Here is a 22,390-nt window from a genome sequence, read left to right on the forward strand (position 1 = left end):
TCGTCAGGCGGGGAATGGAACCTCAGGAGAGGCTGTCCTGGTAATCCTGGTAGCCGAATTCGCGAACCAGGCGGATGGTCCCGTCAAGCTCCCGAATCGCGATTGCCGGCATGTTGACGCCGTTGAACCAGTTCTTCTTGACCATCGTGTAACCGGCCGCGTCGCGGACCGAGATGCGGTCGCCGACGGCGAGCGGGCGTTCGAACCGCGCCTCGCCGAAGATGTCGCCGGCCAGGCAGGATTTCCCGCAGATCTGGTATTCGTGATTCCCGGTCTGCGGCAGCTTGGCGCTTTCGCGGTAGATCAGGAGATCGAGCATGTGCGCCTCGATCGAGCTGTCCACGATCGCGAGATCCTTGCCGTTGTTGAGAAGGTCGAGCACGGTCACCTCGAGCGAGGTCGAGTTGGTGATCGCGGCCTCGCCCGGTTCCAGATATACCTGCACGCCGAACTTCCCGGCGAAAGCCTTCAGCCGGGCTGCCAGCGCGTCGACAGGATAGCCCTCACCGGTGAAATGGATGCCGCCGCCGAGGCTGACCCATTCGACCTTTTCGAGAAGGTCGCCGAACTCCGCCTCGATCCGGGAAAGCTGGTGGTCGAAGAGGTCGAAATCGCGGTTCTCGCAATTGTAGTGGATCATGAAGCCCGAGATCCGGTCGATCACTGCCATGATCTTCGTCGCGTCCCATTCGCCCAAGCGCGAGAACGGCCGCGCCGGGTCGGCGAGGTCGAAGCCGGATGTCGAGAAGCGCGGATTGAGGCGCAGCCCACGATGGATGCCCGCCGACTGGTTGTCGAAGCGTTCAAGCTGACCGATCGAGTTGAAGATGATCTTGTCGGCGTAGCCCACCGCCTCCGCGATCTCGTGATCGGCCCAGGCGACGGAATAGGCGTGGGTCTCCTTGCCGAACTTCTCGCGCCCGAGCCGCAGCTCGAAGAGCGAGGAGGAGGTCGTGCCGTCCATATGCTCGCGCATCAGGTCGAAGGCCGACCAGGTCGCAAAGCACTTAAGCGCCAGGAGCGCCTTGGCGCCGGAACCCTCGCGCAGCCGGTCGATGACTTCCATGTTGCGAAGCAACTTCGCCTTGTCGATCAGATAGAAGGGTGTCTGGATCACGCGCGCCCCCCGGTCGGCAAGTAGAAGCGTCGGTATAATTCCGTGGACCTTTGCGCGCAAGTGCGGCTTGGCCGCGCCCGGCGCAAGGGCTCAGATCATCCGGATCGTGTCCTTGTCGACCGCGAGCATGTAGCCGCGCCGGGCGATGTTCTTCACGAGAAGCTCGGACACGATCTGGTTTCCGAGCGCATCCCTCAGCCGCTTGATCCGCATCGCGCCCGCACTCTCGTCGCAGTCGGCGGCGTTCTTGCCCGAGATCACCGCCTCGATCTCGGCGCCGGACATCACGTCGTCGTCCATCCGCGCCTCGGCAAGGACCGAGAGCGTCTCGACCGCGGCGGGGGTGAGCTTGAACTCCATGTTGTTCAGCACGACCGCGTTCTGCGCCCGGCTGATCAGGAGCGAGGAGATCTGGATGCCCTGACGCTCGATCTCGCCCATGCGCTTGTTGAGCGCGACGATCATCACGAGAAAGACGAGCGCCGCGATCAGAAGCCCGGTCGCGAACAGCAAGAGCACGAAGATCACCATCCGGTAGCTCGTCAGCACCTCGGCGAAGGCGGTACCGGATTGGGCGAGAACCTCGAGGAGCTTGATCTGTTCGCGTGTCGTGAGCGCGTCGTTCTCGATGAAGATGCGCTCGACGCGGGCGTTGAAGATGTTGGCGTCGGGAAGCGCCAGGAACAGGAAAACCGCCGCAAGGGCGAGGATGCCGACGATGCCGGCGATGCCCCAGACCACGACTCGGTTGCCGGAGCGCAGGGCTTCGGTTGTCACGCTGACGGCTTCGGCCACGTCTTCTCCCTCGGTGCGGTTATCCGCCGCCAAGGATGGAGACAATGGCCAGCAGCGTCCAGCCTTCCTTTTTGAGCCGCGGCGCCAGTGCCTTGGCGGCGGCCTCTTTCGAGGCGCAGGCGCTGTCGGGCAGTTGGGCGGTGCCGAAATCGAGGCGCAGGGGGTTGTCCTGCTTCGCCTTGTATTCGACGCGGCAGGCGGCGGAGGCCGGATCGGCCTGCGTCAGGGCGGCGAGCGCCAGAAGGATGGGTGCCATGCGTTTCATCATGCCGCCAACCTGCGACGGCACAAAAGGCTAATCAATAACAAAGCCGTGCCTTGCCGGAGTTATCCGCTAGCAGGGCCGCGTTATTGCTTGTCTCGGTGTGCGGCGGCCAGTCTCGGCCACGACCCGGGCGGCATCGCGCCCTGCTCGCCACCAGACAGCAAGGAGGTCCACGATGAAGAATCGACTGATCGCCGCTGCCGTCGCTGCCGCCCTGGCCCTGTCCTCGGTCGGCGCCGCGCCGGCCACCGCGCTCGATAATGACGAGGCGCTCGGCCTCGCGCTCGGCGCGATCACGCTGGGGCTGATCCTCAACGAAACGAACAAGCGCAAGTCCTACGGCTATGCGTCTCCCAACCGGTCCTATCAGCCCTACCGGCCGTATTACGGCTTCAACGACGACCGCCGCTATTTCGACGACCGGGACGACCGGCATGTCTACAAGCGCAAGTACGCCCACAAGAGGCAAAAGCCCTATGGTTACGCGCGCCGCCAGATGATACCGGCGCAATGCGTGTTCCCGATCCGCAGCGGCTATGGCCGTCGGGAGGTGGTGTCGGCGCGCTGCCTGTCGGAATTCGGTCGCGGCTATCGCCTGCCGGACGATTGCGCCTTCCGCATCCGCGACCGTTGGGGCAACCGCACGGTCTACGGCACGAATTGCCTCCAGAACCGGGGGTTCCAGATCGCACGAGTCCGCTGAATCGCGGGCCGGTCGAGCAGTCGGCGACGGTTATGTTGTGCACCGAAGCCGGACCTGAGGGCGGGTGATCATCACCCGCCCTTTTTTCTTGCGCCCGCCGCTCGGCCGCGCAAGGTGGCCGCATGACCGATGGACCCGATTTCAGCTTCGAGCTGGCCGCCTTCGTACGCGGCCTGACCTATGTCGCCGGCGTCGACGAGGTCGGCCGGGGCCCGCTCTGCGGCCCGGTCGTCGCCGCCGCCGTGCGGCTTGATCCGGCAAGGATTCCGCCCGGCCTCAACGATTCCAAGAAACTCACGCAGGCCCGGCGCGAGGCCCTGGCGGCCGAGATCATGGCGCAGGCCGATGTCGCCGTGGCCGAGGCGAGCGTCGAGGAGATCGACCGGCTCAACATCCTCCAGGCAAGCCATCTGGCGATGTGCCGGGCGGTCGCCGGGCTGGCGCAGGCGCCCGACCATGTACTCGTCGACGGCAACCGGCTGCCGCGCGACCTCTCGCTTTCGGCGGAGGCCGTGGTGAAGGGCGATGCGCGTTCGCAGTCGATCGCGGCGGCCTCGATCGTCGCCAAGGTGTGGCGCGATCGCATCATGGTGGATTTGGCGCAACAGCATCCGGGCTACGGCTGGGAAAGAAACGCCGGTTACCCGACCAAAGATCACCTCGAGGCGCTCCGAAATCTTGGTGTGACCCCACACCATAGACGTTCGTTCAAGCCGGTGCACCATATCTTGTATCAAGGCCAAACCATAAGTCGTTGATTCAAAAAAGAATTTGACGGCGAATCGGTCCTGACTCATCTTGGAAGCAACAAGAACGGCGCCAACGCCGGGGATGAGGCAGCGATGACGAAGACGATGGTAAAGGGGGCCCTGGGGCTTCCGCGCAATGAAATTCTGGCCGGCGATTGCATCGAGGTGATGCGCTCGCTGCCCGAGGGCTCGGTGGATCTGATCTTCGCGGATCCGCCCTATAACCTGCAGCTTCGCGGTGACCTGCACCGCCCGGACAACTCCAAGGTCGACGCGGTCGACGACCATTGGGACCAGTTCGACAGCTTCAAGGCCTATGACAAGTTCACGAAGGACTGGCTCGCCGCCGCCCGCCGACTCCTGAAGCCCAATGGCGCGATCTGGGTGATCGGCTCTTACCACAACGTGTTTCGCATGGGGGCGGAGCTGCAGAACCAGGGGTTCTGGATCCTGAACGACGTGGTGTGGCGCAAGTCGAACCCGATGCCAAACTTCCGTGGCAAGCGGCTGACCAATGCGCATGAGACGCTCATCTGGGCCTCGAAATCCGAAGCCGGCAAGTACACGTTCAACTACGAGGCGCTGAAGGCGCTGAACGACGGCGTGCAGATGCGGTCGGACTGGGTGATCCCGCTTTGCACCGGGCATGAGCGGCTGAAGGACTCGAACGGCGACAAGGCGCACCCGACCCAGAAGCCCGAGGCGCTTCTGCACCGGATCCTCGTCGGGACGACCAATCCGGGCGATGTGGTGCTCGACCCGTTCTTCGGCACCGGCACGACCGGCGCGGTCGCCAAGATGCTCGGCCGCGACTTCATCGGGATCGAGCGCGAGGAAAGCTACCGCGAGGCCGCTGCGAAACGGATCGCCAGGATCCGCAAGTTCGACCGCGAGGCGCTGGAGACGAGCCAATCGAAACGCGCCGAGCCGCGCGTGCCCTTCGGCCAGGTCGTCGAGCGCGGCATGCTGCGTCCGGGCGAGGAGCTCTACTCGATCGGCAACCGCTTCAAGGCCAAGGTGCGCGCGGATGGCACGCTCATTGGCAATGACGTCAAGGGCTCGATCCACCAGGTCGGCGCGCATCTGGAAGGGGCGCCATCCTGCAACGGGTGGACCTACTGGCACTTCAAGCGCGACGGAAAGATGGTGCCGATCGACCTCCTGCGCCAGCAGATCCGGGCCGAGATGGACGACGCGCGCCCGCACTGAGAAACACGTTACCGCCGGTGCCCGTGGGGAGTACCACGGCACAACCTTGCCCCGCCGGATTGCACCCCCGGCGGGGTTTTTTTATTCGCGGCGGACATTCGCGTTTACGCCCGCACGAGTCTGCGGCAACTCAAGGCGGCGTTCGTGAACCCCAGCACAACGTCCGAGTTCTCATGGCAAAAAAAGATGCTACACTGTTCAAATTCGAACAAAACCGAACTGAAAACTGGATTTTTATGACCTTGTCGTCTGCCGAATGAAAATTGGCGCTCAAGCCCACGGCACCTATCAGGGAGGAAGTTGATGAACATCAAATCCGTGTGCATCGTGGCCGCCGGGCTGGCCTTCGCGACCGCACCACTTGCGCAAACGACCGGAACCGAAACAGGCGACGTGACCGCAAGCATAGAGGACGTCGGAGCCCTGCTCACGCAAGCAGAGCTTGAGACGCTTGTCGCTCCGGTCGCACTCTATCCCGATACGCTTCTCATGCAGGTCCTTATAGCCGCGACCGCGCCACTCGACGTGATCAAGGCCGACAACTTCCTGCAGTCCAATCCCGATGCCGATCCCGACGCGCTCAAGCAGGAGATCGAGGCGACGGATTGGGACATCAGCGTACAGGTTCTCGCGACCGCGTTTCCCGACGTCATCGGCGACATGGCGGACAACATCGAATGGACCGAGACGATTGGCGACGCGATGCTGGTGCAGAGTGACGATGTCATGAAGGCCGTCCAGACCATGCGCCAGTCGGCGATCAACAACCAGGTACTCGTCAGCGGCGAGCAGCAGACGGTCGAAGTGACCCGTGACGAAACCACCCAGGCGGAGACCGTAGTCATCCAGCCGACGAATCCCGAAGTCGTCTATGTTCCGCAGTACGACCACAACACGGTGTTCAATGATGTCGGCGGCGCCCTGCTCACCGGCGCCATGGTCTGGGGGACGGTGTCGATCATCGACGAGATCTTCGACGATGATGACGACTGGAACAACTACTGGGGCTGCCGCAACTGCGGCGGCTGGAACGGGCAGCCGATCATCCGCAATCCCAACATCGATCTCGACGTCGACGGGAACGTCAATATCGGGAACCGGGTGAATATCGACCGGGACAAGGTCGCGTGGAAGCCTGACAACAGCAGGCAGATTCAGGCGAAGCAGCGAATCCAGCGGAACCGGAACGAATCTGGCAACACGAAGCTGAAGATCGACAAACGTCCATCGAGGCAAGACGAGCTGCGCAGTTCGATCGGAAACAGGACGGGAACTCGAGACATATCCCGAAGGGGCGATCGCGACCTATCCGGCAGGACCGACCGCGACATATCCCGCAGGACCGACCGCGACCGGGCTGGCAATATCCCGCAGGTCAATCGGCCATCGAAGGTCAGCCCCGAGCGCAAGGCTGAAGCCGTTCGGAAGACCAAGTCCGGCGACCGGGGCGTGCGGTCCTCTGCGACCCGAAAGCCTTCTGCCGCCAAGCCGATCGCAAAGAGCGGATCACGTCCCAAGAAGCCCGTGGCCTCCGCCGCACCGGCGAATAGAAAGAGTGCCATTAAGAAGAATGCGCCCGCGAGGAAGACGAAATCCGCATCGCGGCGCGGCAACAAGGGCGGCTCGGCGCAGATCAAGAGGAGAAGATGACATGAAGATGCCTGCATTGCCAGCGGCCTGTCTGCTTGCCGTCGCGACGACCTCCTCGGCGCTTGCCGCCCCGGCCGTCTACGACGCCCCGCAAGACGCTCTTTCCGCCCTGATCTCGGCCGTGGAGGACCGCGACCGCGCAGCGATCCTCGCGGTCTTCGGCGAGGAGGCGGAGGATCTCTTTTCCGAGGACGGCAAGGAACTGAGGCGCCAGCGCCGGCAGTTCCTCGAAATGTACGCGGAAGGCTACCGCTTCGTGCCGCAGGAGGACGGCGGCGTCGTGCTCGAGATCGGTGCCGACGGCTGGCCGTTTCCCATCCCGCTCGCGCAAGGAGACGCGGGCTGGTCCTTCGACACCGAAGCGGGCCGGGTGGAAATGGCCGCGCGCGAGATCGGCATGAACGAGCTAGAGGTGATGACCCTGCTCGAGGCCTATATGGACATTCAGATCCAGTACCGGCTGACTGATCACGACGGCGACGGCGTGATGGAATTCGCGCAATCCGTGGTGTCTTCTGAAGGTCAGCGGGACGGACTCTACTGGCCGGGGGACGACAGCCCCATCGGCGAGGCCGGCGCCCGTGCCTCGCTCGACGGGTTCAACGACGGAACCGAGGACGTCCCGCCCGAACCCCACAATGGCTACTACTTCCGGATCCTGACCGGCCAGACCCAGAACGCCCCCGGCGGCGAGATGAGCTATGTCGTCAACGGCAACATGACCGGCGGCCACGCGGTGCTCGCGGTACCGGCCGATTACGGCGTTTCCGGCGTGCACAGCTTCATGGCCTCCGAGAACGGCACGATCCTGGAGGCGGATCTCGGCGAGGAGACGCTCGAGAAGGGCTTCGCGATCACGCTTTACGATCCCGGCGAGGGATGGACCCCGGCTGAGCTGGAGGAATAACGCGAGCGGAGGGTTCGGGGTCGGCGTGCGGCCGAGGCATTCCTCTCAGCCGCCGTTTCCGGCGGCCTCCCAATCGCTGACTGACGAAGGCAGGTGAGGCGCCGCAACGTCACCCACAAATGATCTTAGGATACTCGGTTTCGATTCTTGCAAGCCGGCGGGCCAACCAGAAGGGGGTTCCAAGTTGATCAAAGATTTCGGTAGGCCACTCAGCATCGGCCTGTTCTTCTCAGCCTGCGCGTTTGGCGCATCGGCGCAGGATGCCGCAGAGACCCTCTATTTCGGTGGCGATATACTGACAATGACTGGTGACGCACCGGCCTATGTCGAGGCACTGGCAGTCCTAGACGGAAAGATACTTTTCGCCGGCTCCCGCGACGAAGCTATGGCTATGACCGATGGCAGGACCCGACTTGTCGATCTCGGTGGCAAGACCTTGATGCCGGCCTTCATCGACGGGCACAGCCACTACATCAACTCGCTGCTCGTCGCCAACCAGGCCAAGGTCTATGCGCCGCCGTCCGGCCCCGGAAAGGATGTCCCGAGCATTATCGCCGAGATCCAGCGGTTTGCAGCGGAACGCAATATCTCGAAGGGCGAACTGATCATGGCCTATGGCTACGACGACTCGGTCATGCCCGATGGGCGCCTGCTAAACCGCGATGACCTTGATGAGGCCTTCCCCGACAACCCGGTTCGTGTCGACCATGTCTCCATGCATGGCGCGGTCATGAACAGCCTCGCCCTCGAGAAATACGGAATCTCCGCCGCGACCGAGACGCCTCCGGCCGGCGTCATCGTCCGCAAGCCCGGAACCCAGGAGCCCTGGGGTCTGATCATGGAGACGGCGTTCCTTCCGGTGATGGAGAAGGCAGAACCGATGACCGCTCAACAGGAGATCGACTGGAGCCGAGCTGGCCAAATGCTCTACGCCGAGGCGGGTATCACCACCGCGCACGAAGGTGCATCGCACCTTCCGCAGTTCGAAACCATCCGTCGGGCAAGCGAGGCCGGAGCGAACATCATCGACGTCGTCGCCTATCCGTTCATCACCGATCTCGACAAGGTGCTCGGCGAATTCCCCGTCAGCAAATGGGGCAGCTACCACGATCACTTCAAGGTCGGTGGCGTCAAGATCACGCTCGATGGCTCTCCGCAGGGCAGAACCGCCTTTTTTACCACGCCCTACCTTCAGGGCGGCCCGGCAGGCGAACAGGATTGGTACGGAGAACCGACCTTCCCGCAGGATCTGGCTAGAAAGATGGTCAAGAAGGTCCATGATCTAGGCGTGCCGCTGATCGTCCACACAAACGGGGACGCCGCGATCGACGCCTTCCTCGAAGCCTACAAATTTGCCCGCGAGGGCGACGACGGCCATCCCTGGAACGTTACGACCATTCACACGCAGTTCCTGCGCAAGGACCAGATCCCAGCCTTCGTCGAGTACGGGGTCCGTCCATCCTTCTACACCCTGCACACCTTCTATTTCGCCGACACTCACATCGCCAATCGTGGCGAGGCGCAGGGCAGCTACATCAGCCCGATGCGCGATGCGATCGACGCCGGTCTCAAGCCGACGAACCACTCCGATTTCGTCGTCGCGCCGCTTGACCAGATGATGATGCTCTGGTCCGCGGTGAACCGGGTTTCGCGCGCAGGACGCGATGTTGGCCCCGACCAGCGCGTGACGGCGTTCGAAGGGCTCAAGACCATGACAGAATGGGCGGCCGAGCAATATGACGAGGAAGCCAGCAAGGGTACGCTGGAGGCTGGCAAGCTCGCTGATCTCGTCATACTCGATGCCAACCCGCTTAAGGTGGATCCTATGGCGATCCGCGACATAAAAGTCGTAGAGACGATCAAGGAAGGCAGCACGATTTTCCCGATGCCAGAGGGCGGTTTCCCGGCGACCAAGGCTCCGGCTGACGCGGGGGCGACCTATGCTTGGTCGATCGAGGCCTGCGACATCGCCGACGTCAACACCGCCGCGAACAAGACCTGGACGCTGACTGGGTTGGCAGGAACTGTCATTGAGGCACAAACGCCGCCGTCCATGCTGTTCAGCAAAGGCCAGCTTTCGGTCTTTGGGGGCGTCAACCAGATCAGCGGATCCTACGCGCTGGTAAACGACGCGGTGGTGATGGGCGAGCTGATCAGCACCAAGAAAGCTGGGCCGCCCGAACTGATGGATCTTGAGGATCGCTTCATAAAGGCCTTGGCCGGGGTGAACGGCTTCACCGTTGCCGGCGAGAAACTGACGCTCTTGACGGACGGCAAGGAAGTCGCCGAATTCCAGTCGTCAGAATGATCCCACCAGGATGGCCCGCTTTCGCAGGCCGGAATATCGTTCTCGTTGAAGCAGTGGCTTAGGGAAACCCGATGAAGGGGAGCCTAGGTTCAAGATGTTAGTGACGGCGCGCAGCGAGACCGTTTCCGCAATGCCCGGACACCTGCCCGAAACCATGCACCAGAATGGTTCAGACTTGCAGAAACGGCTCTTGGTCCTCGCATGCTTCGATTTCTGCATTTGGTATAGATGGCGGATTAGGGCTCAAAGCGAACGTCGGCCGTATGGGTTGAACCCCATGCTCGCCCCCCGGCAGAATGACCGACAACCCCGGCACTTTTTTGCACCCGAGGCCTGAAACCGCCGGAATGGCTGGCGAAATCGCCCGTGGGCCGGGGCAGTTTGGGCGCAACCGGCGCCACGCCGGACATTCAAAATAACGAAAGGAAATCGGGAATGTCGTTTACCAGAGTCGCGGTTCTGGGTCTTGGCAAGGTGGGCCACCTTGCGGCGGAGCTTCTGGCCGAGGCGGGCTTTGCCGTCACCGGCGTCGATGCGCGCGAGGTTTCGGGCTGTCCGTTCCCGGTCCGGACTGCCGACCTCACCGACAAGGACGCGCTGGCCGCGATCCTGAGGGATCAGGAGGCGGTCCTGTCCTGCCTGCCCTATCACCTCAATATCGGCGTCTCGACCGTCGCCCACGGGCTCGGGCTCCACTATTTCGACCTGACCGAGGACGTGCCGACGACCCAGCACATCCGAGGCCTCGCCGAGACCTCGAAGGGCATCATGGCCCCGCAATGCGGCCTCGCGCCCGGTTTCGTCGGCATCGTCGGCGCGCATCTCGCGGACATGTTCGAGCGTGTCCGTTCGATCCGCCTCCGCGTCGGTGCCTTGCCGCAAAACCCGACCGGGCTTCTCGGCTACGCCTTCAACTGGTCGCCCGAGGGCGTCGTCAACGAATACCTCAACGACTGCGAAGTGATCGAGGAGGGCGTGCACAAGACCGTCTCGGCGATGGAATGGCTGGAGACGATCTATATCGACGGCGTGAAGCTCGAGGCCTTCACGACCTCGGGCGGGCTCGGCACGATGTGCGAGACCTATGCCGACCACATCGAGAACCTCGACTACAAGACGATGCGCTATCCGGGCCATGTGGAGCTGATGAACTTCTTCTTCCACGAGCTCCTGATGCGGGAAAACCGCGAGGCTGCGGGCAAGATCCTGACCCACGCGAAGCCCCCCGTCGACGAGGACGTGGTCTATGTCCATGTCGCCGCCGAGGGCTGGGTGGAAGGCCAGCTGAAGCGCAAGGAGTTCGTCCGCGCCTACTATCCGCTGGAGATCGGCGGCAAGCGGCGAACCGCGATCGCCTGGACGACCTCTGCCTCGGTCGTTGCCGTGATCGAGATGGTGCGGGCGGGCAGGCTGCCGCAGCAGGGGTTCCTCAAACAGGAAGAAATCCCGCTCACGCCCTATCTCGAGACCCGCACGGGCAACTACTACAATATCGGTCACAAGGGCCGGCACGGCTGAACCGCCGTCGTTCGGGGGGCGTAAACCGCCCCCCGGAAAGGCCCGCCGGCGTCAACGGATCAGGCCCGTGTCGCGGTGGCCGGGGTCCACATGCCGCCCCGGCGCCGCACCCGCCTGGCCCCCTCCATGAGGCCGCGCAGCCGCTCGGCGCGCCAGCCGGTCAGGGGGCCGGCGGCGTGTTCATAACCGGCCCGGGTATCGCGGGTCAGGTTGCGCAGATACATCTCGTGGGCCCGCGGATTCACATCGAAACACATGATCTGTCCTTTCCGTTTTTGGATTGTGGGTCGATGCACCTAAGATGCAGGTGGGGCGCTCGGGATCCGTACGGCCCGGCGTGACGGGGGCGTGAAATCGTCGTCGCCTCCCGTAAAATCGACCGCGGCATCCGGGGGCTGGAACCTTGACGAAACGCAACCGCCTTCACCTCCGGCTTCTGGGCCCGCTGTCGGCCACAGGCAGCGACGGAACGTCCGCATTCTTCCCGACGCAGAAATCGCAGGCGCTTCTGGCAATGATCGCGATGGCCGGACCCGGCGGGCTGCACCGCGATACCGCGGCCGACCTCTTGTGGAGCCGCAGCGATCAGGCGCAGGCGCGCACCAATCTCCGCCAATCGCTCGCGAGCCTGCGCAAGGCGCTTGGCACGGATGCCGATGTCATCGAAACCCGGGGGGCGATGCTCGGGCTGCGGTTCGATGCGGTCGAACTGGATATCGACGCGCTCGGGAAGGATGCCCCGCCACGGACAGCCGCGCAGCGGCTCGACGGCCTTGCGGCGACGTCGACCCTGCTTGCCGGGCTGTCGGTCAACGAGCCACCGTTCGAGGACTGGTTGACGGCCGAACGCGCGAAATACGCAGCCCTCGTGACGTCGGAACTCGCCCGGATCGCCGAGGCGCTGATCGGAGCGGGAAACCTCTCCGGCGCGTCCACGGCGGCCCGCAAGCTCCTTGAGCTCGACGAGTTCAACGAAGCGGCGCATCGGCTGGTGCTGCGGATCCTCCACGCGCAGGGGGAAACCGCCTCGGCGCTCCGGCACTACGACGCGATGCGGGACCTGTTTTCTGATGAGCTCGGCATTCAGCCGGGACCAGAAACCACCGCCTTGATCGGGCGCATCCGGACAGCCGCCGACGGGCCATCCACCTCCGACGCTCAGGCGCGATCGATGGCCGAAGCCGCCAAGCCTCGCGACAAGCCCTCGGTCGCGGTGCTGCCGTTCACCAACATGAGCGGCGATCCCGAACAGGACTACTTCAGCGACGGGATTACCGAGGACATCATCACCGGCCTGTCGCGGTTCCGGACCCTGTTCGTCGTCGCGCGCCATTCCTCGTTCGCGTTCCGCGACGAGAATCTCGGGGTCCGGGAAATCGGCCAGAGGCTCGGCGTCCAGTATGTGGTCGAGGGCAGCGTGCGCCGCGCCGGCAGCAAGGTCCGCATCTCCGCGCAGCTCGCCGATGCCCTGACCGGCAACCATGTCTGGGCGGAGCGCTATGACCGGGAGCTCGACGACATCTTCGCCGTGCAGGACGAGGTCACGCGCAGCATCGTCGCCGTCCTGCCCGGACGGGTGCAGGAGGACGTGGCCGAACGCGCCTCGCGCATGCCGACAGAGAACATGAAAGCCTACGAATACATGCTCAGGGGCAAGTCGCTGCGCGACGGGTTGAATGCCGAGGATACCGCCGAGGCCCGCGAGCTGTTCAACAAGGCGCTGGAACTCGACCCGCGCTACGCCCGTGCCTACATGTATCTCGCGGATACCTATGTCGTCGATGGATGGCTCGGCCTGGCCGAGGAGGGCGCCTCGGGCAAGTCGCTCGCGCTGTCGCGCAAGGGAGCGGGGCTCGACAACACCGACGTCTATATCCAGGACCAGCTCGGCTACGCGTTCCTGTGCGAGGGGCTCTGGGACGAGGCCGAGGTCCAGTTCGAGAAGACCCTCTCGAAGATCGTGAACGAGGCGGAATCGATGGCCTGGTGCGGCTATGCGTTCCTGCTTCTCGGCCGGCGCGAGAAGGCGCTCGAGGTCGTCCTCGAGGCGATCCGGCTCGATCCCCTGCACTCGCCCTCGATCGACTGGATCCTCGGTCAGGTCCACTTCTTCGCCGGCGATTACGGAGCTGTCGTGCAGGTGCTGATCGGCGAGGCGCTTCTCAATTCGCTCGCCCATGCCTTTCTGGTCAGCGCCTATGCCCATCTCGGCCAAAGGGAGGAGGCGAAGGCGGCCCTGGCGGAGTTCATCCGCATGCGGCGGCGGGAGTTCGCGAGCCGGGGCATCGCCATTCAAAACGATACGGTCGAGAGCCTCGCGGGCGCCTATCGGGCAATGTGGCGTGACCCGAGTGATTGGGAGCATCTGGTCGAAGGGCTCAGGAAGGCCGGGCTGCCGCACTGAACGCGGCGGGCGTGACGCTCTGAAACTCAAGGGAGTGTCAGCAAGTCGTGTTGGTCCGCTTCGAGCCCGGAGCAGACTCAACAAGAAAGGGCGACGCCACGAGGAAAGCGCCGCCCTTGCCGTGCCCAACCGAGATGTTCGAAATAACTCGGTTTTGCTGGACCTAGGTGTCTTAGCCTTCTGGAGCGTACCAAATTGGAGAGGACCAGGCGCGTTCCTGGATCGACGCGGGCAGGCCCTCCGGGATCTCCACGCCGAGTTTTGCAGCGTCGTAGGTCGACCAGCGCGGCGTCGGGATCTGCAGAACACGGGCATAGTACAGTGACGGCACCGCCGGGTCGAAGTCGGGATCGGTCCAAGCCGCCATCAGCTCATTCGCACCTATGTCGTTGGTGTAGCTGGCCGCAGCCACGTCGACCGTATTTCCCACCGGTTCGCTGCCGTCAGTCCGGTCATCCGAGAGAGCCACATCGTAAATTTTCTCCATCTGCTCGCCGTTCTCGATCCAGCCCTTGACGATCTGAATACGGTCCAGATTGGCGCCGTCGGGTTCCTTGATCGCAGCGACGAGGAACGTGGGAGACTGCCCATCGGTCGCCGCGGGTAAGTCCCCGCCCATCGGTACGCCACCGTCATAGGCCGCCTGCAGCCAGTCGGTACTGTCCATCACGCCCTCTGCATAGCCGTAGCCGCCGAACATGCGGACCTTCAGGCGCGGGCCTGAGGTGGCGAAGGTCTCCTTGCGCACCATTGCATCGAAGATCGCCTCGCGGGTATTCGCCTCAGCCCAGACGCCGGCAACCCCGCCACTGCTGAACTCTCGTACCTGCTTGGCGGCTGCCTCGCTGACGCCCGGCGGGCCTTCGAGACGGTGTTCCGGGCTGTTCTCGAAGCCGAACTTGCCAGTGTAGTTGTTCTCCTCAATCGCGGCGGCGGAGTTGTGGGTGTCACTGTCGCCGATGAAGCCGTACTTGAACGGGTTGCCGTTGCCTTCGGAGTTGAGCGCAAGACCCCGGATCAGTGCCTCGCGCATATAGCCGCCAACCTTGTTCTCGGGTGGAGTCGCGGTCGATGCCAGTGTGTAGTCCCAGATCTCGAAGTTTGAGAACTCATCGTTTGGGCTCATCGATGGGTGGACTTCGGATGTTCCCTTGATCTGGGTGAGTTCGTAGAGCGGTTCGTTGCGCATCCGGGTCTCGGCATAGGCGCTGTTGACGTCGCTTCCGCCGTATGAAGTTCCAATCGGGAACATCAGACCGTCGCTAGCATTGCCGTTGTGAGGCACGGCGAGAAGCTCGGCGCCGCTCTCTCGCTGCAGGTCCATCCAGGCCCAGAGGTCTTCCTCCCGGTCGGATTCGATTGCTGAGAAGGCGTGATCGGAAATGTTCTCGGTGTCTCGGAAGATCACCACCCGATGCAGGTTGCGCCAGCCGGGATTCGAAGTCCATTCGAACCCGGCGAACGTGGTGAACTCTCCGGGTTGGTAGTGCTGGTCGGCAATTTCGATGATCTTGTCCCAGACGCTCGCCAGAAGTTCGGGATCGCCGAGGATCGGATCGTTTCGCCGGTTGGATATCCCGTCGAGGATTTCGGTGTAGGCATTGAACGAGGCTTCGGGATCGTCTCCGCTGATCGCGCCTGAAAGTGGATGCTTGCTGACCGGGCTGTCCGGATCGGCCATGAGCGGCAACGATCCCAGGTATTCCGCATGGTCCCCCACGGAATACCAATCGAGCGGGCGCAGGATCTTGAGATCGGGGCCGCCTTCGCCGCCGGGGATCGCCTCACCCTTCGCCCAGCGATAGGCTTCGTCGGGACCGGCGATTGCACCGTTGATGTTGGCGTCGAAAGACCATGCAGTGTGGACGTGGAGGTTGCCGAAATAGGCATTTCGAAGCGGGTTCGAATCGACGTCCTGTGCGAAAGCGTTGTTCGCCACAAGCGGCACCAGCGCCGCGACACATGCTAACACCGAGTTCCAAGCAGTTCTCCGAGCCATTCTGTCCTCCCCAGATATCTCGTTGACCCAACTTATCGCGGGACGATCTCTTACGTCCCACTTGTTTACCACAGTGCCCTGAGGCGAAACTGTCGCCTGCAGACAATTCTCATGGGCGTGGAGCATGGCGAATACCAAGATCGACGAGGCGCGGGCTTTTCTGAAGCGCCGGGGCTGGCTGAGTGGGACGCCGTCGCGCTTCGCGGACGCGCTGCTTTCGCGCTGCCAATTGCGCTCAGCGGAACGCGGTGTTGCCGTGTATCGGATCGGTGCACCGTGCGACGGGTTGTACGGGGTGGTCTTAGGTGGCTTTGCCTTCGAGATCGCGCCTTACGAGCGCGGGCCGAACCTCGCCCATTTCTTCCGGCCCGGATTCTGGTTCGGGGAGGCCGAAATCTTCGATGCCCGACTGCAGATCGCAACGATCGTTGCTACGCGAGACAGCACCTTTGTTCACCTGTCGCTTTCGGAACTTCGAGGTCTGATTGCCGAGGAACCTGAAACCTGGCGCTGGATCGGGCTGCTCTGCGGACAGCATCTCATACTCACCCTCGGCGTCGTCGATGACCAGATGCTTCGAGATCCCGGGGAGCGCATCACCGCGATCCTCCTGCGTCTTGCCGACGTGCGCCAAGCCGACGATCCCGAAGACCCGCACCCGGAGATCGACGTCACTCAGAGCGATCTTGCGCAGCTCGCCAATCTGTCGCGTGCGGCCGTCGTTAGCAAGCTCCAGGCGCTAGAACATGAAGGACTGATCGCCCGCAGTTATGGCCGAGTAACACTTCTGGACACTGGAGCGATGCGGTCGCGGATAGCGATCAGCGGCGAATGAAGGGTGAATCTTTCTCCACGCGGTTGACGTAAGCATTTCCAACTTGCCAATCGCAGAAACCGGCGAGACCGTGCTGCACCTGCGGACCATATCTCGCGAACGGCTGAAAAGTCCGCATGTAGGACATCGAAGCAGCGCGCAGCGAAGGGCCGGTTCGGATCTTGACCGAATTGGCCTGTTTCAATGACCGCTTCCGGGAAGTCGTGCAGCAGCGCGGCGGGCCGTTCCATGACTCGGTCGAGCCGCCGACTTGAGTTTCGCTGCATCGGCCTCAGGCGGCTTCGTCCGCAAGGCGGACCAACAGGATTTGCGGATCTGTCCAACATCTACGTGTTGTGCCGGTCGGTCGAGCAGCCGGGAAACCGACACTGAAAAGACCGGGTGAGGATTCCCGATGGGCTGGTATAGTCACGATGTCCAATCGGGGCTTTGGGCCCCGACCACATAACTCTGGGGGGATACATGGCCATCAGAACAACCAACGGCAGGGGCCGGCTTTTCGACAGCGTACTCGACACGATCGGCGATACGCCGGTGATCCGGGTGAACAATCTCGCTCCCGACCATGTGACGATGTACGTCAAGGCCGAAGCTTTCAATCCGGCCGCGTCGGTCAAGGACCGGCTCGCCGTCAACATCATCGAGGCGGCCGAGCGCGACGGCACGCTGAAACCGGGCCAGACCGTGGTCGAGGCGACCTCGGGCAATACCGGCATCGGGCTTGCCATGGTCTGCGCGGCCAAGGGATATCCGCTCGTGGTGACCATGGCCGACAGCTTCTCGATCGAGCGGCGGCGGCTGATGCGGATGCTTGGCGCCAAGGTGGTGCTGACGCCGCGCACCGAGAAGGGCACCGGCATGTACAACAAGGCCGTGGAGCTTGCCGAGAAGCACGGCTGGTTCCTCGCCCGCCAGTTCGAGACCTCGGCCAACGCCGACATCCACGAGTCGACCACCGCGCGCGAGATCGTCGGCGACTTCGCCGGAAAGCGGCTTGATTACTTCGTCACAGGCTATGGCACCGGCGGCACGCTGACCGGGGTCGGACGTGTCCTGCGCAAGGAGCGGCCGGAGGTCAAGCTCATCCTCTCCGAACCGGCCAATGCCGCGCTCGTCTCCTCCGGCACCAAACAGGAGCGTGGGGCCAACGGATCGCCGGCCGCGAGCCACCCGGCCTTCGAGCCGCACCCGATCCAGGGCTGGACGCCTGACTTCATTCCGCTCGTCCTGCAGGAGGCGCTCGACAAGGGCTTCTATGACGAACTGATCCCGGTCACAGGCCCGGAAGGCGTCGCCTGGGCGAAGAAGCTCGCCCAGAAAGAGGGGATCTTCACCGGCATATCCGGCGGCTCGAGCTTCGCCATCGCGATGCGGATCGCCGAAAAGGCGGCGCCGGGGTCGGTGATCCTCGCCATGCTGCCCGATACCGGCGAGCGCTATCTCACCACGCCGCTCTTCGAGGGCATTCCCGAGGACATGGACGACGAGGAGCGGCAGATCTCGCTCTCCACGCCGGGCTACCACATGCCCTGAGACCGCAGCGAAGATCCGGCGACGGCGGCGGCGATCTGTGCTATCATGACGGATCGCCGCTGCCTCCTAGCGCCGCGGCACCGACACGGGGGGCGAGATGGGCAACCCGATCTGGCTTGGAACAGCATTGACCGTTGCACTGACGTTCGGCGCGCCGAGTGACGCGTCGACCTGCCGGCTTGCGCTGGTCCTGGCCATGGATGTCTCGAAAAGCGTCGATGGGCGCGACTACAGGCTCCAGCTCGGCGGCCTCTCGGCCGCGCTGCGCGATCCCGATGTCCGCGCAGTGATCCTCGAAGCGGACAAGCCGGTCGCCATAACCGTCTTCGAATGGAGCGACGCGACCCACCACGAGGTCATCGCCGACTGGACGCTGGCGGAGAGCGCGGGCGACCTCGACGGGATCGCCGCGCGGCTCGACCGGCATGAGCGCACGGGCCGGGGCCGGCGCACCGCCGTCGGTTCGGCGCTGCAATTCGCCCATGCGGAGCTTGCGCGGATGCCGGATTGCGCGCGGCAGACGATCGACCTGTCGAGCGACGGCTACAGCAACCGCGGACCGGAGCCCGAAACCGTTTACCTCGCGCGCGACTTCGAGGCCACGACGGTGAACGCGCTGGTGATCGGAGGTCAGGCCCGCCCTGAACTGATGCGCTACTACGAGACAAGGGTGATCCGCGGCGTCGGCGCCTTCGCGATCTCGACCCAGGATTTTTCCGACTACAAGACCGCCATCCGCGAAAAGCTGCTGAGGGAACTGGCGCCTTCCGCCCTCGTCGCGTCAGCGCCCGCCGACTGAACCGCCCGCTCTGTCAGCCGCCGCCGATCTCCGTCTCGAGCAGGCGCTCGAACGCGACTGGCGGCAGCGCGCCGGGGGCCGAGAAAGGGTCGGAGAACGCGAAGATGATGAACATCACGATGCCGCTGAAGCCGCCGTAGACGCTGAGCAGCATGAGATGCAGCCGCGTCGGCGCGAAGATGAAGTAGGGCAGCGTCACAAGCAGAACGCCTGAAAGTGCCGCGACCCAAAAGAGACTGTTCGGACTGTCAAGCGCGCTGTTCTCGCGCTCCTGCCGAAGCTCGGCGATGACTTGGGCCCGGTCGATCATGCGGTATCGCAAGGATTCCTCGCGCAGGTTCGTAGGCACGAGATCAAGCGCGGCCTGATAGACGACCTCGCGCAGGCGCCAGCCTTCGGCTGAGAGCCGGTCGGCTTCGGCGAGAAGCGGCCATTCCTCCTCGACCACCACCCGCACATATTTCGAGAGCGCGGCCTGAACCTCGGCCTCGCTCTCGGCACCGTAGCGGCGGATGTCGTTGTAGATGTCGGCGATCGCGGTGGCCTCGTCGACGAGGTCGTCGCGCACGAGGTTGTAGTTCTGGATCTCCTGCGCGAAGACCAGGGCGAGGATCAGCCCGTGCAGCGCCGAGACCCGGAAGATCACCGACCCGGCGAGATCCTGGGTTTCGGAGGCGTAGTCGGCGCCGAAGCTCAAGCGCATCGCGGAATACACCAGGAGCGCCGCCGCGATCGTACCGAAGACGAACAGTGCGCCGACACCGAGCGTCATTGGATCCATGGCAGGCGGCTCCCTTCACATTCACATCGGTGAACGAAGCTAACCGCATGGTTTCCCAAGCGTCCAACAAAAAGAAAGGGGATCAGTCTCCCGCGCCCCAAGTGTCCTTGAGCCGGTAGCCCTGCGGCCAGGGATCGTCGGGGTCGAGCAGGTGCTGGTGGATGCCGGTGATCCAGCCGCGGCCGCTGATCTCGGGCACGATGGCGGGCCGGCCGGCGACCTTCTCAAGCGCCGCGATGCGCCCGGTGAAGGTGCTGTCGATGATCGAACGCGCGGTGAGCGTCTGGCCCTCGGCCATCATGCCCTTGGCGTGCAGCACCGCCATCCGCGCCGAGACGCCGGTGCCGGTTGGCGAGCGGTCGATCTTGCCGGGCTGGATCGCGACAGCGGAGCGGGCGGTGAAGCCGGTCGCGTCGGGGTCGAGCGGCCCGGCGAAGAGGCAAAAGGAGATGTGGTCCCAGTCCGGCCGCTCGGGATGGGAAAAGCCGAGCTGGGCATTCGCTGCATTGGTGATGCGGGTGCCGAGCCGGGCAATGTCGCGCGCCTCGTCGGGGGCGATCCTAAGGCCCAGCGCGGCAGCATCGACGATCACGAAGCTGTCGCCGCCGAAGGCGGTGTCGACGGTGAGCGCCCCGATCCCCTCGACCTCCAGCTTGGCATCCAGCCGGTCGGCGAAGGAGGGCAGGTTCCTGACCGTGATCCGCTCGGCCTTGCCGTTCCGGCAGTCGGCGCGGACCCGGACGAGGCCGCCGGGCGCTTCGAGCGTCAGTTCGGTCACGGGCTCGGTCATCGGCAGGATGCCGGAATCGAGAAGCACCGTCGCGACGCAGATCGAATTCGAGCCGGACATGGGCGGCGTGTCCTCGGGCTCCATGATGATGAAACCCATCTGCGCTTGCGGATCCTTCGGCGGCACCAGCAGGTTGACATGGCGGAAGACCCCGCCCCTCGGCTCGTTCAGCACGAAGGCGCGCAGGATGCCTTCTTCGGCGATGTGGCGCCGCTGGTCCCAGAGCGTCGCGCCGGGCGGCGGTGCCACGCCGCCGACGATGACGTCGCCGACCTCGCCCTCGGCATGGGCGGAGATGACATGGATGGTCTTTGTGCTGCGCATCGGGGTCGTCCTTGTCAGGTGAGCCAGTCGGGCGGGGTGTCGGGCGCCCTGCCGGTCAGCGCCGCCGCGACGCAATCGGCAAGGCTGCCGAAGCGGACGGCGCGGCCGGAGAGCGCCGGGGCGTAATGGGCGTATTTGCCGGAATTGGTCATCAGCGTGCGGGCGGCCGGCGGAAAGACCGGCTCGGAGATCGAGCACCAGCAAAGGTCGGGCACGATGCGGATGCCCGCCGCTTCGAGCCGAGCGAGCGTGCCGTCGGCGCGGGTTGCGGCGAGCGTGTCGCGGCCGAGGGTCACGATCGCGGCGGTGCCGGGATGGCAGTGGTGCCCGACAACGAGATCAGCCAGTTTCCGGCATTCGGCGGCGGAGAAATGCGGCGAGCCGAAGGCGACGAGATCGACCTCGGGCGGGCCGGCATTGAACTGCGCCCAAGTCCGGGCCAAGTCGGCGCGGGTGATCCGCGCTTCGTCGGCACCTGGCGCCGGGGCAAGCCCGGCCTCGGGCGTGATCCCCGCGACATGCAGCATCGGCGCGGCCGACGTCGTGCCGAAGGCGGCGCAGAGCGCCTTCAGGTCGTCCTCCGAAGGGTGTGTGCCCTCAAGCCCGGTCAGGAGCGGGATGCGGTCGGGCGCGAGCTTGCCGGCGAGATAGCCGAGCATCGGCCAGAGCGCATCGTCATGCGCCTCGGGCAGCTCCACCCGGATCACGCGGCCAGCGCGGCGGTTCTCTTCGAGATAGACGCCCGAGAGCGGTGCCCGACCGGTCAGCGCGATGCAGAGGTCGAGAAAATCCGGGTGCTTCACGGTCCGCGCGCCGAGCACCGAATTGGCGTAAAGGACCGCGTTGGATTCCGCCCAGGCAATCGCCTCGCCAGTCGCCGGAGCGGCGTCGAGCAGGTAGGGCGCGCAGGTGAAGCTCGGGGCGGCGCCCATCTCGACGTAAGCGTCGGCGAGCCGCGCCGCCGGGTCGCCGAAGGCGGGCGGCACGCCCTGCGCCCGCCAGTTCGCGTGATCGACCGAGATCGCGTTGGTCGTGGTCGGGATCCGCACCCGCGCACCCATGTCGGCCATGGTCCGGGCGAAGGTGAGGTTTGCCGGGCTCGCGTAGATGCAGCCGTCGATATGGGCGCGGGTCACGTCGGTCAGCGCCGTCGCCCCCTGCGCGGCGGCCATGGTGCCGATGATCTCCATCGCAAGGCGCGCCGCCTCGCCCTCCGTGCCTGAGAGCATGGCGCGGTCGCCGGGCATCAGCGCAAGGTCGCCGGACAAGGGCGTGAGCGGCAGCGAGAGGCCCTCGGCCTCGACATGCGTTCCGGTGATTCGCGCCGCCGGCTTCGCGGCAAGCGCCGCGTAGCTGTCGGCATCGAGCCGCAGCACCGAGAGCGGCCGGTCGTAGAGGCGGTCCGCGATGAGCGCGCCGAGCGTCAGGATATCCTCGGCCTCGCGGAAGATCAGCGCGGCGGGGGCATGGCCGTTCAGGGCCAGTTCCAGAAGCACGCCGCTGCCCGAGCAGGAGCCGCGGCTCGTCGGCATCATCACGATGCGGCCCGCAAGCGCCGCGCCGCAATCCGGGTGGTGGGCGTCGATCACCTGCCCGCTAGCGGGATCGACTCCGCCCCAGAAGCTCAGGCCTTCACCCAGCACGACGACCGGCGCTTCAGCCTCGGCGGCGATGATGCTCGTGGCCATTTCCGGTCCCCCGTGG

At 64.5% G+C, this 22,390-nt stretch carries 19 protein-coding genes; 11 read left to right on the top strand and 8 right to left on the bottom strand.

Features of this window, described 5'->3' with window-relative positions:
- Nucleotides 1-22: 22 nt before the first annotated feature.
- The 3 genes from R5H32_RS06740 to R5H32_RS06750 all read right to left on the bottom strand — a co-directional run bounded on the left by R5H32_RS06740 (nt 23) and on the right by R5H32_RS06750 (nt 2,180).
- Nucleotides 23-1,117, bottom strand: a complete 1,095-nt coding sequence (locus R5H32_RS06740) for a carboxynorspermidine decarboxylase (protein WP_318337923.1) — start codon at nt 1,115-1,117, stop codon at nt 23-25.
- 90 nt (nt 1,118-1,207) lie between these two features.
- On the bottom strand, nt 1,208-1,912 hold the full coding sequence (locus R5H32_RS06745) for a helix-turn-helix domain-containing protein (protein WP_318337924.1): 705 nt from the start codon (nt 1,910-1,912) through the stop codon (nt 1,208-1,210).
- Between the two features lie 19 nt (nt 1,913-1,931).
- The gene (locus R5H32_RS06750) at nt 1,932-2,180 is read right to left on the bottom strand and encodes a hypothetical protein (RefSeq protein WP_318337925.1); all 249 of its coding nucleotides are present in this window, start codon (nt 2,178-2,180) and stop codon (nt 1,932-1,934) included.
- Between the two features lie 172 nt (nt 2,181-2,352).
- Here R5H32_RS06750 and R5H32_RS06755 point away from each other — a divergent pair, with 172 nt between their 5' ends.
- The 7 genes from R5H32_RS06755 to R5H32_RS06785 all read left to right on the top strand — a co-directional run bounded on the left by R5H32_RS06755 (nt 2,353) and on the right by R5H32_RS06785 (nt 11,221).
- Complete coding sequence (locus tag R5H32_RS06755) at nt 2,353-2,880, top strand: hypothetical protein (RefSeq protein ID WP_318337926.1); 528 nt, start codon at nt 2,353-2,355, stop codon at nt 2,878-2,880.
- 122 nt (nt 2,881-3,002) lie between these two features.
- The gene (locus R5H32_RS06760; RefSeq protein ID WP_318337927.1) at nt 3,003-3,638 is read left to right on the top strand and encodes a ribonuclease HII; all 636 of its coding nucleotides are present in this window, start codon (nt 3,003-3,005) and stop codon (nt 3,636-3,638) included.
- A gap of 84 nt (nt 3,639-3,722) precedes the next feature.
- Nucleotides 3,723-4,838: a site-specific DNA-methyltransferase gene (locus R5H32_RS06765; protein ID WP_318337928.1), complete on the top strand. Its 1,116-nt coding sequence runs from the start codon at nt 3,723-3,725 to the stop codon at nt 4,836-4,838.
- Between the two features lie 303 nt (nt 4,839-5,141).
- Nucleotides 5,142-6,488, top strand: a complete 1,347-nt coding sequence (locus tag R5H32_RS06770; RefSeq protein ID WP_318337929.1) for a DUF3300 domain-containing protein — start codon at nt 5,142-5,144, stop codon at nt 6,486-6,488.
- Between the two features lies 1 nt (nt 6,489).
- Nucleotides 6,490-7,395 carry a DUF2950 family protein gene (locus R5H32_RS06775; protein WP_318337930.1) on the top strand — a complete coding sequence of 302 codons (906 nt, stop codon included), beginning with the start codon at nt 6,490-6,492 and terminating at the stop codon, nt 7,393-7,395.
- A gap of 184 nt (nt 7,396-7,579) precedes the next feature.
- Nucleotides 7,580-9,703 carry an amidohydrolase family protein gene (locus tag R5H32_RS06780; protein ID WP_318337931.1) on the top strand — a complete coding sequence of 708 codons (2,124 nt, stop codon included), beginning with the start codon at nt 7,580-7,582 and terminating at the stop codon, nt 9,701-9,703.
- Between the two features lie 435 nt (nt 9,704-10,138).
- Nucleotides 10,139-11,221, top strand: a complete 1,083-nt coding sequence (locus tag R5H32_RS06785; protein WP_318337932.1) for a saccharopine dehydrogenase C-terminal domain-containing protein — start codon at nt 10,139-10,141, stop codon at nt 11,219-11,221.
- A gap of 59 nt (nt 11,222-11,280) precedes the next feature.
- On the opposite strand, the gene R5H32_RS06790 is transcribed toward R5H32_RS06785, so the two are convergent.
- Entirely contained in the window at nt 11,281-11,478 is a 198-nt protein-coding gene (locus R5H32_RS06790) for a hypothetical protein (RefSeq protein ID WP_318337933.1), read from the bottom strand.
- A 146-nt stretch (nt 11,479-11,624) separates the two neighbouring features.
- Between R5H32_RS06790 and R5H32_RS06795 the strand changes: the two genes are divergently transcribed.
- Complete coding sequence (locus tag R5H32_RS06795) at nt 11,625-13,625, top strand: BTAD domain-containing putative transcriptional regulator (RefSeq protein ID WP_318337934.1); 2,001 nt, start codon at nt 11,625-11,627, stop codon at nt 13,623-13,625.
- Between the two features lie 172 nt (nt 13,626-13,797).
- Here the strand turns inward: R5H32_RS06795 and R5H32_RS06800 are convergent, their stop codons facing one another.
- On the bottom strand, nt 13,798-15,624 hold the full coding sequence (locus tag R5H32_RS06800; RefSeq protein ID WP_318337935.1) for a DUF3604 domain-containing protein: 1,827 nt from the start codon (nt 15,622-15,624) through the stop codon (nt 13,798-13,800).
- Nucleotides 15,625-15,748: 124 nt separating this feature from the next.
- Between R5H32_RS06800 and R5H32_RS06805 the strand changes: the two genes are divergently transcribed.
- The 3 genes from R5H32_RS06805 to R5H32_RS06815 all read left to right on the top strand — a co-directional run bounded on the left by R5H32_RS06805 (nt 15,749) and on the right by R5H32_RS06815 (nt 18,791).
- Nucleotides 15,749-16,459 (top strand): Crp/Fnr family transcriptional regulator, encoded by a 711-nt coding sequence (locus tag R5H32_RS06805; protein ID WP_318337936.1) that lies wholly within the window; start codon nt 15,749-15,751, stop codon nt 16,457-16,459.
- 462 nt (nt 16,460-16,921) lie between these two features.
- Nucleotides 16,922-17,992: a cysteine synthase A gene (gene cysK, locus R5H32_RS06810; protein ID WP_318337937.1), complete on the top strand. Its 1,071-nt coding sequence runs from the start codon at nt 16,922-16,924 to the stop codon at nt 17,990-17,992.
- A gap of 97 nt (nt 17,993-18,089) precedes the next feature.
- Complete coding sequence (locus R5H32_RS06815; RefSeq protein WP_318337938.1) at nt 18,090-18,791, top strand: DUF1194 domain-containing protein; 702 nt, start codon at nt 18,090-18,092, stop codon at nt 18,789-18,791.
- 13 nt (nt 18,792-18,804) lie between these two features.
- Here the strand turns inward: R5H32_RS06815 and R5H32_RS06820 are convergent, their stop codons facing one another.
- From R5H32_RS06820 to R5H32_RS06830, 3 genes are all read right to left on the bottom strand, one after another.
- A complete protein-coding gene (locus R5H32_RS06820; protein ID WP_318337939.1) occupies nt 18,805-19,572 on the bottom strand; it encodes a hypothetical protein in 768 nt (255 codons plus the stop codon).
- An 82-nt stretch (nt 19,573-19,654) separates the two neighbouring features.
- Nucleotides 19,655-20,686: a trans-3-hydroxy-L-proline dehydratase gene (locus R5H32_RS06825; RefSeq protein WP_318337940.1), complete on the bottom strand. Its 1,032-nt coding sequence runs from the start codon at nt 20,684-20,686 to the stop codon at nt 19,655-19,657.
- A 14-nt stretch (nt 20,687-20,700) separates the two neighbouring features.
- A complete protein-coding gene (locus R5H32_RS06830; RefSeq protein ID WP_318337941.1) occupies nt 20,701-22,374 on the bottom strand; it encodes an aconitase family protein in 1,674 nt (557 codons plus the stop codon).
- Nucleotides 22,375-22,390: the final 16 nt, after the last annotated feature.

The organism is Defluviimonas sp. D31, assembly GCF_033436765.1.
GTDB lineage: Bacteria > Pseudomonadota > Alphaproteobacteria > Rhodobacterales > Rhodobacteraceae > Albidovulum.

What these genes read in the sequence shown, in the direction of transcription:
- R5H32_RS06750 (WP_318337925.1), bottom strand. Translation starts at nt 2,180, where the DNA reads ATGATGAAACGCATGGCACCCATCCTTCTGGCGCTCGCCGCCCTGACG.
- R5H32_RS06755 (WP_318337926.1), top strand. Translation starts at nt 2,353, where the DNA reads ATGAAGAATCGACTGATCGCCGCTGCCGTCGCTGCCGCCCTGGCCCTG.
- R5H32_RS06760 (WP_318337927.1), top strand. Translation starts at nt 3,003, where the DNA reads ATGACCGATGGACCCGATTTCAGCTTCGAGCTGGCCGCCTTCGTACGC.
- R5H32_RS06765 (WP_318337928.1), top strand. Translation starts at nt 3,723, where the DNA reads ATGACGAAGACGATGGTAAAGGGGGCCCTGGGGCTTCCGCGCAATGAA.
- R5H32_RS06770 (WP_318337929.1), top strand. Translation starts at nt 5,142, where the DNA reads ATGAACATCAAATCCGTGTGCATCGTGGCCGCCGGGCTGGCCTTCGCG.
- R5H32_RS06775 (WP_318337930.1), top strand. Translation starts at nt 6,490, where the DNA reads ATGAAGATGCCTGCATTGCCAGCGGCCTGTCTGCTTGCCGTCGCGACG.
- R5H32_RS06785 (WP_318337932.1), top strand. Translation starts at nt 10,139, where the DNA reads ATGTCGTTTACCAGAGTCGCGGTTCTGGGTCTTGGCAAGGTGGGCCAC.
- R5H32_RS06790 (WP_318337933.1), bottom strand. Translation starts at nt 11,478, where the DNA reads ATGTGTTTCGATGTGAATCCGCGGGCCCACGAGATGTATCTGCGCAAC.
- R5H32_RS06800 (WP_318337935.1), bottom strand. Translation starts at nt 15,624, where the DNA reads ATGGCTCGGAGAACTGCTTGGAACTCGGTGTTAGCATGTGTCGCGGCG.
- R5H32_RS06805 (WP_318337936.1), top strand. Translation starts at nt 15,749, where the DNA reads ATGGCGAATACCAAGATCGACGAGGCGCGGGCTTTTCTGAAGCGCCGG.
- cysK (WP_318337937.1), top strand. Translation starts at nt 16,922, where the DNA reads ATGGCCATCAGAACAACCAACGGCAGGGGCCGGCTTTTCGACAGCGTA.
- R5H32_RS06815 (WP_318337938.1), top strand. Translation starts at nt 18,090, where the DNA reads ATGGGCAACCCGATCTGGCTTGGAACAGCATTGACCGTTGCACTGACG.
- R5H32_RS06820 (WP_318337939.1), bottom strand. Translation starts at nt 19,572, where the DNA reads ATGGATCCAATGACGCTCGGTGTCGGCGCACTGTTCGTCTTCGGTACG.
- R5H32_RS06825 (WP_318337940.1), bottom strand. Translation starts at nt 20,686, where the DNA reads ATGCGCAGCACAAAGACCATCCATGTCATCTCCGCCCATGCCGAGGGC.
- R5H32_RS06830 (WP_318337941.1), bottom strand. Translation starts at nt 22,374, where the DNA reads ATGGCCACGAGCATCATCGCCGCCGAGGCTGAAGCGCCGGTCGTCGTG.